Here is a 17,082-nt window from a genome sequence, read left to right on the forward strand (position 1 = left end):
CCTGCCGCCTTCCGCCGGACGCCATTCACCGCACCCGCCCAGCGCGGCCGCCCGCGCAAGGAGCCTTGTGTTTCCGCTGAAGCCCCATTCGTTGCAGGCCCGCTTCCTGCTCGGCCTGTTGCTCATCCTCGCCTGTCTGGGCGGGTTCTTCGCCCTGTCGCTGTTCATGCACCTGGAGCGGCTGGTGGAAAACGAGGCCCGCGACCGCGCCGCGCTCATCCTGGCGCAGGCCGAGGCCGTGCAGAGTTACGTGCGCAACACCCTGCGCCCGGCCATGTATAGAAACCTCTCCGAGGACACCTTCGTCATCGAGGCCATGTCCACCTCGTTCGTCACCCGCGCGGTAATGAACGACAACAACCTGGCCCACGACCGCTTCACCTACCGCCGGGTGGCCGTGGGCGCGCGCAACCCGGCTTACGAGGCCTCGAACCGGGAACGCGCCATCATCGCCCGGTTCCAGGAAGACCCAGAACTGACCCGCGTCGAGGACGTGACCGAAGAAGAGGGCGAACGGCTGTTCATCACCGCCCGGCCGGTGCGCTTCGAGACCTCGTGCCTGCGCTGCCACGGCGACCCGGCCGAGGCCCCGCCCGTGCTGCTGGCCATGTACGGGGCGGAGCGCGGGTTCTGGCGCAAGACCGGGGATCTCGCGGGCATGACCATGGTGGCCCTGCCCATGGATCAGGCCGTCAGCGGCATGCGCGAGGCGGTGCTGTCGTTCGGGGTGCTGTTCGCTGGCGGGGCGCTGGTGCTGTTCGCGGTGATCCACGCGTTCTTCAACCGGCTGGTGGTGCACAACCTGCGCCGCATGGGCGGGGTGATGCGCCGCCACTTTCCGGACGAGGCGGACAAGACCATGCCCCGGCGCGGCCAGCCGGACGTGGGCATCGACGACCTGCTGGGCGACATGGAATCGCTGGCCCTGCACCTGAGCGAGGCGCGCGCCAAGCTGCGCGACTACGCGGCCAACCTGGAAGGCATGGTGCAGGAGCGCACGTCCGACCTGGCCACCGAGGCCACGGCCCGGCGCACCGACGTGGAGCTGTTCGTGGGGCTGCTGGACCGCCTGAACCGCAGCAGCGGCAAGGGCGAACTGCTGGCTGCCTCGCTGGCGCTCATCGCGCGGCGCTTCGGGGCGGACAGGGCCGCCTACGCCTGCGTGCTCTCGGCCAGCGACTTCCACGCCTGGCCGGACCGCGCCGTACAGCCCGAACTTCCCGCCGACTGGCACGACCTGGCCGCCGAGGGCGCGCCGCGCCTGACCCCGCGCGCATGGTTCATCCCGGTGCAGACCAGCGACACCACGCGGGGCCTGCTGTGCCTGTACTGGGACGCGGACCACGCCAGCGGCCCCGGCACGGCCGACCTGGCCCAGGCCGTGGGGCGGCAGTTGGGCATCGCCATGGACAACCTGGACGCGCTGGACAACCTGCTGCGCCAGAACGCCCTGCTCGACTCCATCTTCGAGGGTATTTCCGACCCGCTGCTGCTGCTTGGCGGCGACGGGCGGGTGGTGCTGGCCAACAGTTCGGCCCGCAGGCTGACGCAATCGCTGAAAGGCGACGACGGCCGGGGACCGGGCCTGACCGCCCTGCTGGACGCGGCGGACATCGCCGCGCGCATGGGCGACGGCCCGGTGTCGCGGGCGGTGACCCTGCGCGACGGCCGATCCTTCGCGGTGAACGCCTACCCGCTGGGCGGGCGGCTGGAACGCGGCGGGCGCACCGTGGCCTACCTGCGCGAGACCACGGACGAACGGCGCATGCTGGAGCGGGTGCAGCAGCACGAGAAGCTGGTGGCCGTGGGCAAGCTGGCCGCTGGCCTTGCCCACGAGATCAACAACCCCCTCGGGGTCATCCACTGCTACGCGGACCTGCTGCGCGCCGCCGCCACCGACGGGCAGGCCCAGGCGGACATCGACGTGATCATGCGCCACACCGAGCAGGCCCGGAAGGTGGTGCGCGACCTGCTGGACTTCGCCCGGCCCAAGCAGGCGGAGCGCGGCCCCTGTGACGTGGGCGAGGTGCTTGCCGGGCTGGCCGACGTGTTCCGCCCCCGGGCGCGGGCCGTGCGGGCGCGGATCGTGCCCGATCTGCCAGGTCTGGCCGATCTTGCGGACGACGGCGGCGCTGGCTGCGCCCCCCTGCCCCAGGTGCTGGCCGACCGCAGCGGGCTGGAACAGATATTGACCAACCTGCTGCTCAACGCGCTGGACGCGGTGGAGACCGACGCTCCGGCCCTGCGGGACGACGCGAACGGTGCGAATGGCGAAGACGGTGAGGCCCGGTCCTGCCGCCCAGGCACAGTGGCGGACACTGCGGGGAACACGGGCGGGAACACGGATGGCGGGGACGACTTGGGCATCCCGCCCGCATCGCCGCACCCCCTGCGGCGCGGGCTGGTGGTGCTGGCCGCCCGCCACCTGCCGGAAGACGGCGAGGTGGTGGTGCACGTCATCGACAACGGCCCCGGCATTCCGGAAGAACACCTGCCGCGCCTGTTCGACCCGTTCTTCACCACCAAGGCCGCCGGGCGCGGCACGGGCCTGGGGCTGGCCGTGGTCTTCGGCATCATGCGCGACATGGGCGGCCGCATCGAGGCGCGCAACCTGACCCCGGCCGACCTGATCCCGCCGAACCAGGTCCCGGCCGCGCACGGGCATGGCCTGACCTGCCGCGTGGACCTGGCCGCCCTGTTCGCGGAAGCAGCCCGGCCCGATTCCGGCGCATCCGCCCCCCCGGCCGAACTGGCGCGCGGGGCGGTGTTCACCCTTCACCTGCCAGCGGCGGACCGCGACCACCCGGCCGCGCCCACGGAGCATGACGCATGACCACGCCCCACGAGACCATTCTGGTGGTGGACGACGAGGCGGACTTCGCCAACGGCCTGGCCCGCCAGTTGCGCGCGGGCTTCCCCGATGCCGAGGTGCTGGTGGCCACATCGGGCCGGGCCGGGCTGGACCTGCTGGGCCGCAGCGACCCGGCCGTGCTGCTGACCGACCTGCGCATGCCCGACATGGACGGGCTGGAACTGATGGCCCACGCGCAAACCCAGGACGCGACCCCCAGCGTCATCCTGCTCACCGCGCACGGCACCATAGAGACGGCGGTGACGGCGCTCAAGAGCGGGGCCTACGACTTCCTGACCAAACCGGTGCGCCGCGAGGACCTGTACCGCGCCGTGACCAAGGGGTTGGAGCGCTGTCGCCTGCTGCGCGAAAACCGTCAGCTGCGCGAGGAAATGTCGCGCACCGGGCTGGAACGTTCGCTCATCGGCGAAACCCCGGCCATGCGCAGGCTGAAGGAAACCATCGCGGCGGTGGCCGCGTCGGACTACACGGTGCTGGTGCGGGGCGAATCGGGCACCGGCAAGGAACTGGTGGCCGCGTCCATCCATGCCCTGTCCGGCAGGGCGCAGCGGCCCATCGTCAGCGTGCACTGCCCGGCCATTCCGGACCAGCTGCTGGAAAGCGAGCTGTTCGGCCACGTGAAGGGGGCCTTCACCGGGGCGGAGCGCTCGCGCAAGGGGCTGTTCATGTCCGCCGCCGGGGGCACCATCGTGCTCGACGAAATCGGCGACATCTCGCCCGGCATCCAGACCAAGCTGCTGCGGGTGTTGCAGGAACACGAGATCCGCCCGGTGGGCTCCAGCGGCACGGTGAAGGTGGACGTGCGCATCATCGCCTCCACCAACCAGGCGCTGGAGGCGCGCATCAAGAGCGGGGAATTCCGGGAAGACCTGTTCTACCGGCTCAACGTGCTGACCATCCACACCCCGCCCCTGCGCGACCGCGCCGACGACATCCCCCTGCTGGCCGACCACTTTCTGGCCCAGACCTGCCGCGAGATGCAGATAGCGCAAAAGCGCCTTTCGCCAGAGGCCATGGCCTGCCTGTGCGGACGGGAATGGCCCGGCAACGTGCGGGAGTTGCAGAACTTCGTGCGGCGGCTGGCGGTGTTCTGCCCCGGCGACACGGTGGAGATGGCCCACCTGCGCCTGGTGGGCGGCCCGGCCGACTGCGCCGCGCCCGTGGCCGAACCGCCGCTGACCCCCTACAAGGACGCCAAGGCCCACGTGGTGGACGAATTCACCCGGCGCTACGTGGAACGGCTGCTGGAACGCACCGAGGGCAACATCTCGGAGGCGGCGCGCATTTCCGGGCTGGAGCGGGTGTCATTGCAGAAAATCTTGCGGCGGCTGGGCATCGGCGGCGCGAGCAGGGAATAGCCGCGAGGCCCAAACGCCGGGGGCGGAACGCACCCGCTCAAGGCGGGCGGCAAGCCCCCGACCGTCCGCCATAGTCGCGCGGCGCGTTTCGCCGTGCCCGCCCTGCTGCGGCTGGCGCGGCCGGTGTGGCTGGCATATTGCCTGTGCCCGCTTGCCTGCGCGCCGCCAGATGCTATCTTGAAGCATGCGGGCGTCCGTCATCCTGCCCTTCCCTCCCAGCCCGCCCCACACACGCCGCCGCCCCAACCATTCCGGAGGCTCGCATGCTTGATCGCAGACGCTTCATGCAGTCGTTGCTGGCCCTCGTCCCCCTGTCCTCACTTACCACAGCGGCCACCATGGCCACCCTGCCCGCCGCCACGGCCATGGCCGCCAATTCCGGGGGCGGCGTACAGGCCCCCGGCTTCTTCCGGCTGCCCGTGGGCGAGGTGGCCGTGTTCGCCCTGTTCGACGCCCACGGCAAGCTCGACCCGGCCATCCTGCACGGGGCCGACCGCAAGGACATCGACAAACTTCTGGAAGACGCGGGCATCCCGGCCGGGCAGCCCGCCACCAGCAACGTGAACTGCTTCCTGCTGGATGCCGGTACGCGCCGGGTGCTCATGGATACCGGCGCGGGCGCGTTCTTCGGCGCGCGGGGCGGGCACCTGCCCGGCAACCTGCGCGCGGCCGGGCACGCCCCGGAGCGCATCGACCACGTACTGCTCTCGCACCTGCACCCGGACCATGCCCTGGGGCTGGTGGACGCCACCGGCGTGCCGGTGTTCCCCAACGCCAGCGTGCACGTGAGCGCGCCGGAACTGGACTACTGGACCAGCGACGCCACCTTGGCCGCCGCGCCGGAGGGCCGCAAGCCCGGGCTGCTGGCCCTGCGCAAGGCGTTGGCCCCGTACAAGGATTCCGGCAGGCTGCACACCTTCGCGCCGGGGGCCGCGCCTCTGGCCCATTTGCCGTTTGTCACCTCGGTGGATCTGCCTGGCCACACGCCGGGGCACTGCGGGTTCCGCGTGACTTCGGGCGGCAAGACCCTGCTGTTCTGGGCGGATAGCATCCACAGCACCCCGGTGCAGTTCGCCCGGCCGGAGGTGTCCATCGATTTCGACGTGGACCAGAAAAAGGCAGTGGAAACCCGCCTGCGCCTGCTGCCCCAGGTGGCCGCCGAAGATATCTGGGTGGCCGGTTCGCACCTGCCCTTCCCGGGCCTGGGCCGGGTGCGGGCCAGGGACCCGGGCAAGGGGGGCTACGCCTGGCTGCCCGTGAACTACGCCGACGGGCTGTAGGCCGAGCGCTCCCATCGCGCCAGTCCGCAACACTCCCATACTATTCGTCCTGTTATATCCCCATATTCGCAATGAAAAACGCGCCGCCCGGCAGATGCCGGGCGGCGCGTTGGCGTTGTGAAAGAAGGCATGGGCCGCGAAGGGCGCGGCCTGCCGCCGGGTTACGCGGCGGGCGCGGACACGGGCGAAAGCACCTCCGCATACTGCGGCCGCGCAGCCAGCCAGGCCCGCGACACGGCGAAAGACGCCTCGTCGTGCGGCTCCAGGGTGGCGGTGGGGTGCAGCCCCCGCGCGATGAGCCCGCCGAACAGGTCATCCAGCGGGATGGACCCGGTGCCCAGGCCCAGGTGCTGGTCGTCGCTGCCGTCGTTGTCGTGCAGGTGCAGGTGGGCCAGGCGCGGGGCAAAGGCGTCCAGCCAGCGCCGCAGGTCGCGCCGCTGCACGCCGCGCGCGAAGCTGTGCCAGTGCCCGGCGTCGAAGCAGATGCCTGCGCGGTCGGCAGGCAGGGCGCCCACAAGGGCGGCCACCGGCTCGGGTTCGCGCTCGTGGGTGTTTTCGATGCGCACGGGCGCGTCGCACACGTCCAGCACCGCGCTCCACGTGCCCGTGGCCCGTTCCAGCCATGCATCCAGTTCCGGCTCATGCTGGCTGTGGTCGAAGGCGGCGTGCCCCACCAGGTGGCGCGGCCCATACAGTGCGGCAAGGTCCGCCGCGCGGCGCAGGGTCTCGCGGCTGGCGGCCAGCACGCCGTCGTTGAGGCTGCCGGGATGCAGGTCGAAAAACGGCAGGTGCACCGCGCAGGGCAGCCCGGCATCGGCCAGCCTGCGCGCGGTTTCCCGGTGCCAGTCCCTGGAAAGGTTCTGCACGGCGAAGGTGTCGATGCCCAGTTCCGGCGGCATGGCCTCGGCCACGAAACGGTCGAGCCACGCGGGGTCGCGGGCGACCCAGCTGAGGGGAAGATTCACGAAGGTGCGCATGTGCCCGTGTAGCACAGGCACCGACAGCGGCCAACTGGGGCCAACCGCGCAACACCGGTCCGGCCGCGCCTGGCGTGGCCCCTGCAGCACGGCCTTGCCCCCGTTTTTGACCACCTGCACCCCATACCCGGCAGGCGCACCCCCTTTTCCGGCCATCCGGAGCCCGTTTTGGCGCACTCCGCCTCTTTTTTCGCGCACCCCGGAAAGAAGCCCCGCCGCCACCCCGCGTACTGCCTTAATCCGGACTGAAAAAGGCCAGTTTGCAACCGCTTACATACCAAATTTTCTGTTTTTATTTCAACATGTAACAACACACCCCAGACATCATCGAGCAACCCCGATTTTTCGCAGAATGTGCTTGACGCACCCTTGATTATCGCATACCCCTCCGGTAGGAATTATTCCATACCCTAGAGGTAGGGTATTCGCGCGCGTTCCGGCCGACGCCAACGGCCGAAAACGCCCCGACGACGGGCCCTGCGAACATCGCACAACCATGCGATATCACAGGACACACGTCGGGAGCCGCGAACGCCACAGGGAGAAACCACGACCCGGACCACGCGGGCGCCCCGGCATGGGGGGCGCCGGCGCAGTTCGGCTTCGTGGCAGGGCTCTGTCCGACCGTGCCGCCGCGCAAGCCGCAGGGAACCGGCTGGCGGCACGACGACTGAGGGTTGTCAGAGGAAGCGTTTCACTCATTTCAAAGGACTGCCACTATGATGAACGCGAAATCACTGCTGCGATGGGCGGGAGCTCTGGTCGCCGTGGCCGCGGTCACGGTTTTCGGGCTGGATGCGCGGGGCACGACGAAGCCCCTTCCCGGCTCCACGGGCGAGCAGCGCGCCGACCTGGTGGAGATCGGCGTCATGGCGAAATTCGGCGATCTGGAATTGCCGAAGGTCACCTTCCCGCACGATCGACACTCCGAAGCCGTGGCCAAGGTCGCCGCGCCCGGCAAGGAATGCGCCACCTGCCACAAGAACGACGACAAGGGCAAGATGTCGCTCAGGTTCATGCGCCTTGAGGACACCTCTGCCGCCGACCTCAAGAAGATCTACCACGAGAACTGTATCGGCTGTCACACCGAGCAGGCCAAGGCGGGCAAGAAGACCGGCCCGCAGGACGGCGAATGCCGCTCGTGCCACAACCCGAAGCCGGTTGCCTCCTCGTGGAAGGAAATCGGCCTCGACAAGTCGCTGCACTACCGGCACGTGGCCTCCAAGGCCATCGCGCCCGTGAACGACCCGCAGAAGAACTGCGGCGCGTGCCACCACGTGTACGATGAAGCCGCCAAGAAGCTTTCGTGGGGCAAGAACAAGGAAGACTCCTGCCGCGCCTGCCACGGCGACGCGCGCGTGGAGAAGAAGCCCTCGCTGCGCGAGGCCGCGCACACCCAGTGCGTGACCTGCCACCGCAGCGTGGCCGCCGCCCCGGCCAAGGCCGACAGCGGCCCCGTCTCCTGCGCCGGCTGCCATGACCCGGCCATGCAGGCCAAGTTCAAGGTGTTGCGCGAAGTGCCCCGCCTGGAACGCGGCCAGGCCGACGCCGCCATGGTCCTGCCCGAGGTGGGCAAGAACGCGCCCAAGGGCATGAAGGGCACCATGAAGCCCGTTGCCTTCAACCACAAGGTGCACGAAGCGGCCAGCAACACCTGCCGCGCCTGCCACCACGTGAAGATCGACAACTGCACCACCTGCCACACGCTGGAAGGCGTGAAGGACGGCAGCTTCGTGCAGGTCGAGAAGGCCATGCACCAGCCCGACTCCATGAAGAGCTGCGTGGGCTGCCACAACAACCGGGTGGAAACACCGGTGTGCGCTGGCTGTCACGGTTTCATGAAGACCGAGGCCAAGCCCCAGCCTGAAACCGCCTGCGCGGTGTGCCACGCCGACCCCGTCGGCATGGACGCCAAGGCCGTGGCCGACGGCGGCCTGCTGAAGGCCACCAAGGAGCAGCGCGCCGAAGTGGCCGCCGCAACCCTGGCCGCCCGCCGCACCACCAAGGGCACCCTGCCCGCCGACGACATCCCCGAGTTCGTGACCATCAGCGTGCTGTCCGACAAGTACGAAGCCTCCAAGCTGCCGCACCGCAAGATCGTGAACACCCTGATGGCGGGCATCGGCGACGACAAGCTGGCCGCCACGTTCCACACCGACAAGGCCACCGTCTGCGCGGGCTGCCATCACAACAGCCCCCTCAGCAAGACGCCCCCCAAGTGCGCCAGCTGCCACGGCAAGCCCTTCGACGCCGCCAAGGGCGACCGCCCCGGCCTGAAGGCTGCCTACCACCAGCAGTGCATGGGCTGCCACGATCGGATGAAGATCGAGAAGCCCGCCGCCACGGCCTGCGCCGAGTGTCACAAGGAACGCGCGAAATAGGAAACCGGTAAGGAGTTATCCATGAACAGGAGAAGATTCCTGACCCTGCTGGGCACCGCCGGTGTTTCCACGGCCATGAGCGCTGTAGGCGCGAAACAGGCCGTCGCGGCGGGCAACCAGAGCTTCAAGGGCTACAAGGACAGTTACGGGGTGCTGCACGACACCACCCGCTGCATCGGCTGCCGCAAGTGCGAGCAGGGCTGCAACGAGGTGAACAAGCTGCCCGCGCCCAAGGTGAAGTTCGACGACCTGACGGTGCTTGAAAAGTCGCGCCGCACCGACGCGAACAACTGGACGGTGGTCAACAAGTACAACGTGGCGGGCCTGGAGCACCCGGTGTTCCGCAAGCAGCAGTGCAACCACTGCCTGGAACCCGCCTGCGCCTCGGCCTGCTTCGTCAAGGCGTTCACCAAGAACCCCGACGGCTCCGTCACCTATGACGGCAGCCTGTGCGTAGGCTGCCGGTACTGCATGGTGGCGTGCCCGTTCAACGTGCCCGCCTTCCAGTACGACGAGGCCTTCGACCCGCTGATCCAGAAGTGCACCATGTGTCACCCGCGCCTGCAGGAAGGCAAGCTGCCCGGCTGTGTCGAGGCCTGCCCCAAGGAGGCCCTGACCTTCGGCAAGCGCGAGGACCTCTTGCGCATCGCGCGCGACCGCATCCGCAGCAACCCCGGCCGCTACCAGGACCACATCTACGGTGAACTGGAAATGGGCGGCACGGCGTGGATGTACGTGTCCGGCGCGCCGTTCGAGGCCGTGGGCCAGCAGGAAATGGGCACCAAGTCCGCGCCGGAGTACACGGCAGGCGCCCTTGGCGCCGTGCCCATGGTGGTGGGCATCTGGCCGGTGCTGCTGACCGGCGCCTACGCCATCTCCAAGCGCAAGGAAAAGGTTGCGGCCGAAGAACGTGAAGAGGCCGTGCAGGCCGCGCTGGCCAAGGCCAAGGCCGACGCCGAAAGCGCCATGAACTCGGCGCTGGCCAAGGCGGCCAAGGAAAAGGACGCCGCCGTGACCCGCGAGGTCAAGAAGGCCATCGAGCAGGCAGAGCAGGCGTTCGAAGAGAAGTTCGCCGCGCTGCGCGCCGAAGGGCAGGACACCCCGCCCGATGCCGACGGCGAAGGCAAGGAGGACGCATAACATGCACGACGCGAACACCAAAAACGGCCTGTTCACGCCCGGCAACATCATAACGGCCATCATCCTTGCCGTGGGCGCGGTGATCACCTTCATCCGCTTCACCCAGGGCATCGGAGCCGTATCCAACCTGTCGGACAACAACCCGTGGGGCATCTGGATCGGGTTCGACCTCTTGTGCGGCGTGGCCCTGGCCGCCGGCGGCTACGTCACCTCGGCCGCGTGCTACCTGTTCGGGATGAAGCGCTACCACTCGGCGGTGCGCCCGGCCATCACCACGGCGTTCCTCGGCTACTTCTTCGTGGTCGTGGCGCTGCATTACGACCTGGGCCATCCGCTGCGCCTGCCCTACCCGCTGGTGCTTTCGCAGGGCACCACCTCGCTGCTGTTCGAAGTGGGCCTGTGCGTGGCCACCTACCTTACCGTGCTGTTCGTGGAATGGTCCCCGGCGGCGCTGGAATGGCTGGGCCTGCGCAAGATCCGCAACGTGGTGGTCAAGCTCACCCTGATGCTGACCATCTTCGGCGTGGTGCTGTCCACCCTGCACCAGTCCTCGCTGGGCGCGCTGTTCCTCATCGCCCCGGGCAAGCTGCACCCCCTGTGGTACTCCAGCTTCCTGCCGGTGTTCTTCTTCATCTCGTCCATGGTGGCGGGCCTTTCCATGGTCATCTTCGAAGGCACCCTGGCCCACGCCGGGCTGCACCACAAGATGGATGAAACCCACCTGAAGGAAGCCGAGGGCGTGGTCTTCGGCTTCGGCAAGGCGGCCTCGTTCGTGCTTGCCGGGTACTTCTTCATCAAGACCATGGACATCGCCATGGACAACGACTGGGCCTATCTCGCCACCGGCTACGGTGCGTGGTTCCTGGTCGAAATGTTCGGCTTCGTGGCGCTGCCCTCGTTCCTGTACGCCCTTGGCGTGCGCGAAAGGAACATGACGCTGGTGCGCGTGGCGTCCATCAACGCGGTGCTCGGCATCGTGATGAACCGCTTCAACGTCTCGCTCATCGCCTTCAACTGGAATCTGCCCGCCGCCGACCGCTACTTCCCGCACTGGATGGAGATCGGCGTTTCGGTGTTCATCGTGACGCTCATCATCACGGTCTACCGGTTCATCGCCACGCGCATGCCGGTGCTGTACGAGCATCCCGAATACAAGGACGCCCACTAGGGCGAAGGAGCGAGCAATGGAAATCCATACCTTGCACGAGTTCATGCTGCACACCAAGAACATCACCTATCTGCTGATGGGTGCCACCCTGGTGGGCTTCGTGTGCTACTGGCTCTTCCTTACCGGGCGCGACGAAAAGATCCGCAAATACTAGGCCATAGGAGCATACCATGTACGCATTCCTCACCGGTCCCATGCTGTGGGTGGCGCTGCTGGTCTTCTTCGGCGGCCTCACGGCGCGCGTGGTCTGGTACGTGCGCGGCCTGAGCTGGCAGCTCGACCGCGTGGCCTACGGCCCGCACCTTGCCCACGGCCTGAAGGGCGGCATCCATTCCGCCCTGAAGTGGATGCTGCCGTTCGGCACCCAGAGCTGGCGCGAACAGCCCTTCTTCGCCGTGGCGTTCTTCCTGTTCCACATCGGCGCGGTGCTGGTGCCGCTGTTCCTCGCGGGGCACAACATCATCCTGGCCGAGCGGTTCGGCTTCAGCCTGCCTGCGCTGCCCATGGGCATCGCCGACGCGCTGACCGTCGCCGCCATCATCGGCCTGGTGATGATCGCGCTGCGGCGCATCGCCCTGACCGAGGTGCGCATCCTCACCACCGCCTACGACTGGTTCATCCTCGCCGTTTCGGCGGCGCCGTTCGTCACCGGGTTCGTGGCCCGGCTGCACGTGGGCAACTACGAGGCGTGGCTGCTCGCCCACATCATCACGGGCGAACTGATGCTCATCGTGGCCCCGTTCACCAAGCTGTCCCACATCGTGCTGTTCTTCATGTCGCGCGGCCAGATAGGCATGGACTATGCCATCAAGCGCGGCGGCTACAGCCGCGGGGCGGCCTTCCCCTGGTAGCGGCCCCGGCCGTTCCATGATCGTGCCATGCGAGTGACGGACACGAAAGGAGCATCCCATGCCTGAAGGAACGTTCTGCAACAGACGCCCGATCAACACCGAAGAGGACCTCAAGGCCCTGCTCGGTGACAAGGGCGGAGCGCAATACTACAAGGAAATGGCGGAGATGGAGGTCGATGTCGAAGCCCTGAAGGCTTCGCTGCAGAAGACCTTGCAGTCGCGTACCAAAACGTGGCTGGAAATCTGCGCCCACTGCGGCATGTGCGCCGACAGCTGCTTCCTGTACCGGGTCAACGACCGCGACCCCAAGCAGGTGCCTGCCTACAAGATCCAGTCCACCCTCGGCGAGATCGTGCGCAAGAAGGGCGAGGTGGACACCGCGTTCATGATGCGCACCATGGAGGTGGCCTGGTCGCAGTGCACCTGCTGCAACCGCTGCGGCATGTACTGCCCCCACGGCATCGACATGGGCGTCATGTTCAGCTACCTGCGCGGCCTGCTCTTCTCCCAGGGCTTCGTGCCGTGGGAACTGAAGATCGGCTCCGGCATGCACCGCGTGTACGGGGCGCAGATGGACGTGACCACCGAAGACTGGGTGGAAACCTGCGAATGGATGGCCGAGGAACAGCAGGAAGAATGGCCGGGCCTGGAGATCCCCGTCGACAAGGAAGACGCGGACACCATGTACGTGCTGAACGCCCGCGAGCCCAAGCACTACCCCGAAGACCTGGCCGAGGCCGCCATCCTGTTCCATCTGGCGGGCGAGAACTGGACCGTGCCCAGCGAAGGCTGGGAACAGACCTCGCTGACCATGTTCGCCGGCGACTGGGCGGGCTGCAAGATGCAGGTGGAGCGGGTGTACGCCGCCGTGGAAAAACTGCGGCCCAAGCGCGTCGTCGGCACCGAGTGCGGCCACGCGCACCGCGCCACGGTCATCGAAGGCCCCTACTGGGCGGGCCGCCCCGACGGCCGCACCCCGGTGCCCTTCCTGCACTACGTGGAGTGGGTGTCCGAGGCGCTGACCACCGGCAAGCTGAAAATCGACCCGGAAAAGCGCATCAAGGAACCCGTGACCCTGCAGGATTCCTGCAACTACGTGCGCAACCACGGCCTTGCCAAGCATACCCGCATCATCATGAGCTACATCGCGGAAGACTTCCACGAAATGGCTCCCAACCGCGAGCATAACTACTGCTGCGGCGGCGGTGGCGGGTTCAACGGCATCGGCCGCTATCGCCACCAGCGCAACGTGGCCCTGAAGACCAAGCGCGACCAGATCCTGGCCACCGGCTGCAAGCTGGTGGTGGCGCCCTGCCATAACTGTTGGGACGCCATCCGCGACCTGGAAGAAGAATACGAGATCGGCATCCGCTGGTCGTTCCTGAAGCCGCTGCTCATCAGCATGGTCATCGTGCCCGAGCACCTGAAGCCGCAGGAAGAGGACGAATAGAACGAGCCGGTCAGCGGGCCTTGCATGGCAAGGTCCGCTGCCGCACGCGACTGCACGGCCGCCGGGCGGGGAGAGCCACCCCCCGCCCGGCCCGCCGGACCGCCCCCTCCCCCTCGCACGGTGGAACGGCGGCCCGGACCGGCCCGCAAACGGAGGCCCGGAGCGACGCATGGCCAACGCCACCCAGGACAGGAACACCACGGCCCGGAACACTCTGGCTAAGTCCATCCTGGTGGTAGAGGACGACCCGGACATCGCCGCCTACCTCGTTTCGCTGTTCAGGACAAACGGATACCGGGCCGACGCGGCCACCGAAGGCCCCGACGCCGTGGAAATGGCACGCGCCCGGCGGCCCGACCTGGTGACTCTGGACCTGGAAATGCCCCGCCAGTGGGGCCCCCGCGTGTACCGCGAACTGATGGACCTGCCCGGCGGCGCGCACATCCCCGTGGTGCTGGTGACCGGCCTTGGCGGCCTGCACCTGATGGTGCCCAACGCCGTGGGCACCGTGGACAAGCCGTTCGACCCGGACCTGATGCTGGGCATCGTGCGGCGGGCGCTGGGCGAATAGCCCACCGACAGGCGGACACTACGCGGTCGGCACACTGACGACAGCCAGACGACACGCGACAACAGGCAGACAACTGGCAGACGACTGGGCGAGCCGAAACCACAACGACACACGCATGAAACTGACCACCCGCAGCCGATACGGCACCCGCATGCTGCTCGACATCGCCATGCACGGTACGGAAGCCCCCGTGTCCATCCGCGATATCGCCAAGCGCCAGGGTATTTCCGTCAAGTACCTGGAAAAACTCATCCGGGTGCTGCGCAAGGCGGGCTACATCCGCAGCACACTGGGCGCGCACGGCGGCTACCAGCTTACCCAGCCCGCCGCGGAAATTCCCGTGGGCGACGTGGTGTTCGCGCTGGAAGAATCGTTGGCCCCCTACACCTGCGACGAGGAAAACCCCTGCTGCCCGCGCATGGCCGTGTGCCTGACGCGCACCATCTGGGACGAAGCCTCGCGCGCCATGTACAAGAAGCTCAACAGCTTCACCCTGGCCGACCTGATGCGCGACGCCAGCCTGTGCCCCAAGAACGCCTGCCACATCTCGCCCCACGCCCAGGACTGACGCCATCGGGCCTTTCTTCGGGGTGCGGCCCGGCCACGCGCCGCCCCCGCCCCCGTTTCTTGGACGCCCGCCAGCACGCGCCTCTCAAATCAATTCTTCCTTTCTCCGGGCATTCCGGGCTACATTGCGTGATGTACCACGCAATCGCGCCATGCCACCGCCCACCAGCGGCCACGGCGGACCGCCCGGAGGCCCCATGCGAGCCCTGATCGTAGAAGACGACGCCCTCAGCGCCCGCGTTCTTAACCTTGCGCTGAACCGGTATTTCGATACCCACTGCGCTGGCGACGCGGAACGCGCCCTGGCGGCCTACATGCAGGCGCTGGACCTCGACACCCCCTTCGGCGTGGTGCTGCTGGACCTGATGCTGCCCGGCGAAAGCGGGCTGACCGTACTGGAACGCATCCGCACCGTGGAAGCGGAGCGCGGCCTGCCCCAGGTGCCCGTGCTGGTCACCACCGCCGTCACCGACATCAACATCGCGTTGCGCGCCTTCGAGCAGGGGCACATTGCCGCCTATCTGGTCAAGCCGCTGGAATTTGAACGCCTGTACACGGAACTGCGCACCCTGGGTCTGCTGCCGCCAGAATAGCCCGGACGACTGTTCCCTATCCATCCTGCCTGGCCGCCGGGGGATGCCTCCCGCCCCCCAGCATTCTGTCTTTTCCAAAAGCCAGCCATATCAGCAAGATACCCATGATACGCACACCGTTGCGCACACGGTGTTCCTGTCGCGTGGCCAACTATGGCCGAAGCTGGTCCAGACGGCTGCGCGGGACGCCCCTGCCAGCTTCCGCGCCACGCAACGCACATGCGGCGTTCCCATTAATCCTTTTGAATTTGACATATTACCTGAACAACGCACATTTTCCACAGGCACACAACGCACATTGCCGACCAGCGGTCATCCCCCCGGTCGCGGCTTGACGCCCGCAAGGACGGGGCGCATGAGGGCGAAAACATCGGAGGACATCCCATGCACGGCGTGCACGACATCTGGCTGTTCGCGGCCTCTGGCCTGTTGCTGAACATCACCCCCGGCCCGGACATGCTGTACATCATCGCCCGGTCCACCATGAACGGGGTGCGCGCTGGCGTGGCGGCCGCGCTCGGCATCGGCGCGGGATGCTCCGTGCACATCGCGGCGGCGGCCTTCGGCCTGTCCGCCGTGCTGGCCACCTCGGCCACGGCCTTCACCGTGGTGAAGATGCTGGGAGCGGCCTATCTGCTGTACATGGGGGCCTACCTGCTGCTGGCCCGCAAGGGCACGGCGAAGGCTGCCGCATCACCCGCCGCGTCTGCCCGGCGGGCGCAACCAGGCTCGGAACTCGCGCCACGAACCACCCTGCGCGCGGTGTTCGCGCAGGGCTTTCTGACCAACGCCCTGAACCCCAAGGTGGCGTTGTTCTTCCTGGCCTTCCTGCCGCAGTTCGTGGACGGCGGCATGGCGGGCGCGCCGCCGTCGCCGCTGGCCTTCCTGCTGCTGGGGTGCATCTTCACCGTCAACGGCACCGTGGTGAACCTGCTGGTGGCATGGGGCGCGGCCCGCTTGGGCAGCCTCTTCCAGGCCGGAGGGCACGCGGGCCGGTTCGCACGCTGGGGCGACCGCTGCCTTGGCGCGCTGTTCCTGTTCCTGGGCATCCGGCTGGCGCTGGCCGAGCGGGGCTGATTTCGCACGGAGCCCGGTTGCTCCGCCGGGCGGAGACCCGCCCCATCCATACGCCCGCTGACGACGGCCATGCGGTCAACGCACGACGGCCCGCGTACCCGCTGATTTCGGGTGCGCGGGCCGTCGTGCCGCAAGGCTGTGCCCCAAAAAGCTCTCAAGACCCGGCGGACAACGCCGCCTGCGCTTCGCTGCCGCCCTGCCCTGCCGCCCTGCCCTGCCGTCAGACCGGCAGCCCCAGCCACGACAGCACGGCCAGCACGGCCGCCGCGCACACCCCGGCCACCACGTCGTCGATCATGATGCCGGGGCCGCCCGCAAACCATGATTCCGAGGCCCCAACCGGACCCGGCTTGATGATGTCGAACACGCGGAACAGCACGAAGGCGGCCAGCACCCCCAGCGGCGACAGCGTGGCGAAGGGCAGCATGGCCGTCCACTGCCCGGCCACCTCGTCGATGACCACGCTGCCGGGGTCGCACCGGCCAAGCAGCCGTGCCGCGCGGCCAGCAGCCCAGGCCCCGCCGCAGAACAACGCCAGCAACGCCGTCACACGCCAGCCCAACGGCAGCGGCAGGAACATCCACGGGGCCAGCAGCGCGGCCACGGCGGACCCTACGGTGCCCGGGGCCACCGGGCTGCGCCCGGCATACCACACGCGGGCAACCTCCAGCGCCAGCCTGTCCAGCCCCTGAAGGTCATCCGGCGGGGTGCAGCGTTCCGGCCCGTTGTCGTTCGTCGCGCTCATGCGTGTGCTCCCTGTCCTGCGTATCGGGGCGTCCCCGTCGTCGATTTCCGCC

15 protein-coding genes are annotated in these 17,082 nt (G+C 68.1%); 13 read left to right on the forward strand and 2 right to left on the reverse strand.

The window, feature by feature from the left end; genetic code table 11:
* Nucleotides 1-67: 67 nt before the first annotated feature.
* The 3 genes from RVX_RS13615 to RVX_RS13625 all read left to right on the forward strand — a co-directional run bounded on the left by RVX_RS13615 (nucleotide 68) and on the right by RVX_RS13625 (nucleotide 5,510).
* The gene (locus RVX_RS13615; RefSeq protein WP_420192316.1) at nucleotides 68-2,833 is read left to right on the forward strand and encodes a c-type heme family protein; all 2,766 of its coding nucleotides are present in this window, start codon (nucleotides 68-70) and stop codon (nucleotides 2,831-2,833) included.
* Nucleotides 2,830-4,230, forward strand: coding sequence for a sigma-54-dependent transcriptional regulator (locus RVX_RS13620; protein ID WP_116308132.1), 1,401 nt, complete (start codon nucleotides 2,830-2,832; stop codon nucleotides 4,228-4,230). The genes RVX_RS13615 and RVX_RS13620 overlap by 4 nt, the downstream gene beginning before the upstream one ends.
* A gap of 263 nt (nucleotides 4,231-4,493) precedes the next feature.
* A complete protein-coding gene (locus RVX_RS13625) occupies nucleotides 4,494-5,510 on the forward strand; it encodes an MBL fold metallo-hydrolase (protein ID WP_116308131.1) in 1,017 nt (338 codons plus the stop codon).
* A gap of 161 nt (nucleotides 5,511-5,671) precedes the next feature.
* Here RVX_RS13625 and RVX_RS13630 read toward each other — a convergent pair whose 3' ends face one another.
* Nucleotides 5,672-6,475 (reverse strand): sugar phosphate isomerase/epimerase family protein, encoded by an 804-nt coding sequence (locus tag RVX_RS13630; protein ID WP_230404830.1) that lies wholly within the window; start codon nucleotides 6,473-6,475, stop codon nucleotides 5,672-5,674.
* A 731-nt stretch (nucleotides 6,476-7,206) separates the two neighbouring features.
* On the opposite strand from RVX_RS13630, the gene hmcA reads away from it, so the two are divergent.
* From hmcA to RVX_RS13680, 10 genes are all read left to right on the forward strand, one after another.
* Nucleotides 7,207-8,868, forward strand: a complete 1,662-nt coding sequence (hmcA, locus tag RVX_RS13635) for a sulfate respiration complex hexadecaheme cytochrome HmcA (RefSeq protein WP_116308130.1) — start codon at nucleotides 7,207-7,209, stop codon at nucleotides 8,866-8,868.
* A 21-nt stretch (nucleotides 8,869-8,889) separates the two neighbouring features.
* The gene (hmcB, locus tag RVX_RS13640) at nucleotides 8,890-10,008 is read left to right on the forward strand and encodes a sulfate respiration complex iron-sulfur protein HmcB (protein WP_116308129.1); all 1,119 of its coding nucleotides are present in this window, start codon (nucleotides 8,890-8,892) and stop codon (nucleotides 10,006-10,008) included.
* 1 nt (nucleotide 10,009) lies between these two features.
* Entirely contained in the window at nucleotides 10,010-11,176 is a 1,167-nt protein-coding gene (gene hmcC / locus RVX_RS13645; RefSeq protein WP_116308128.1) for a sulfate respiration complex protein HmcC, read from the forward strand.
* Nucleotides 11,177-11,192: 16 nt separating this feature from the next.
* Nucleotides 11,193-11,330: a sulfate respiration complex protein HmcD gene (gene hmcD, locus RVX_RS13650; protein WP_007526524.1), complete on the forward strand. Its 138-nt coding sequence runs from the start codon at nucleotides 11,193-11,195 to the stop codon at nucleotides 11,328-11,330.
* Between the two features lie 16 nt (nucleotides 11,331-11,346).
* Entirely contained in the window at nucleotides 11,347-12,027 is a 681-nt protein-coding gene (gene hmcE / locus RVX_RS13655; protein WP_116308127.1) for a sulfate respiration complex protein HmcE, read from the forward strand.
* A 58-nt stretch (nucleotides 12,028-12,085) separates the two neighbouring features.
* Nucleotides 12,086-13,477: a sulfate respiration complex iron-sulfur protein HmcF gene (hmcF, locus tag RVX_RS13660; protein WP_116308126.1), complete on the forward strand. Its 1,392-nt coding sequence runs from the start codon at nucleotides 12,086-12,088 to the stop codon at nucleotides 13,475-13,477.
* Nucleotides 13,478-13,691: 214 nt separating this feature from the next.
* The gene (locus tag RVX_RS13665) at nucleotides 13,692-14,048 is read left to right on the forward strand and encodes a response regulator (protein ID WP_043609752.1); all 357 of its coding nucleotides are present in this window, start codon (nucleotides 13,692-13,694) and stop codon (nucleotides 14,046-14,048) included.
* 115 nt (nucleotides 14,049-14,163) lie between these two features.
* Nucleotides 14,164-14,616: an Rrf2 family transcriptional regulator gene (locus tag RVX_RS13670; RefSeq protein ID WP_007526516.1), complete on the forward strand. Its 453-nt coding sequence runs from the start codon at nucleotides 14,164-14,166 to the stop codon at nucleotides 14,614-14,616.
* A 196-nt stretch (nucleotides 14,617-14,812) separates the two neighbouring features.
* Complete coding sequence (locus RVX_RS13675; RefSeq protein ID WP_230404829.1) at nucleotides 14,813-15,208, forward strand: response regulator; 396 nt, start codon at nucleotides 14,813-14,815, stop codon at nucleotides 15,206-15,208.
* A 384-nt stretch (nucleotides 15,209-15,592) separates the two neighbouring features.
* Nucleotides 15,593-16,285: a LysE family translocator gene (locus RVX_RS13680; protein ID WP_116308123.1), complete on the forward strand. Its 693-nt coding sequence runs from the start codon at nucleotides 15,593-15,595 to the stop codon at nucleotides 16,283-16,285.
* A gap of 220 nt (nucleotides 16,286-16,505) precedes the next feature.
* Here RVX_RS13680 and RVX_RS13685 read toward each other — a convergent pair whose 3' ends face one another.
* Complete coding sequence (locus RVX_RS13685; protein ID WP_116308122.1) at nucleotides 16,506-17,030, reverse strand: phosphatidylglycerophosphatase A; 525 nt, start codon at nucleotides 17,028-17,030, stop codon at nucleotides 16,506-16,508.
* Between the last annotated feature and the right edge of the window lie 52 nt (nucleotides 17,031-17,082).

It is taken from the genome of Nitratidesulfovibrio sp. HK-II, assembly GCF_003402415.2.
Lineage (GTDB): Bacteria > Desulfobacterota > Desulfovibrionia > Desulfovibrionales > Desulfovibrionaceae > Cupidesulfovibrio.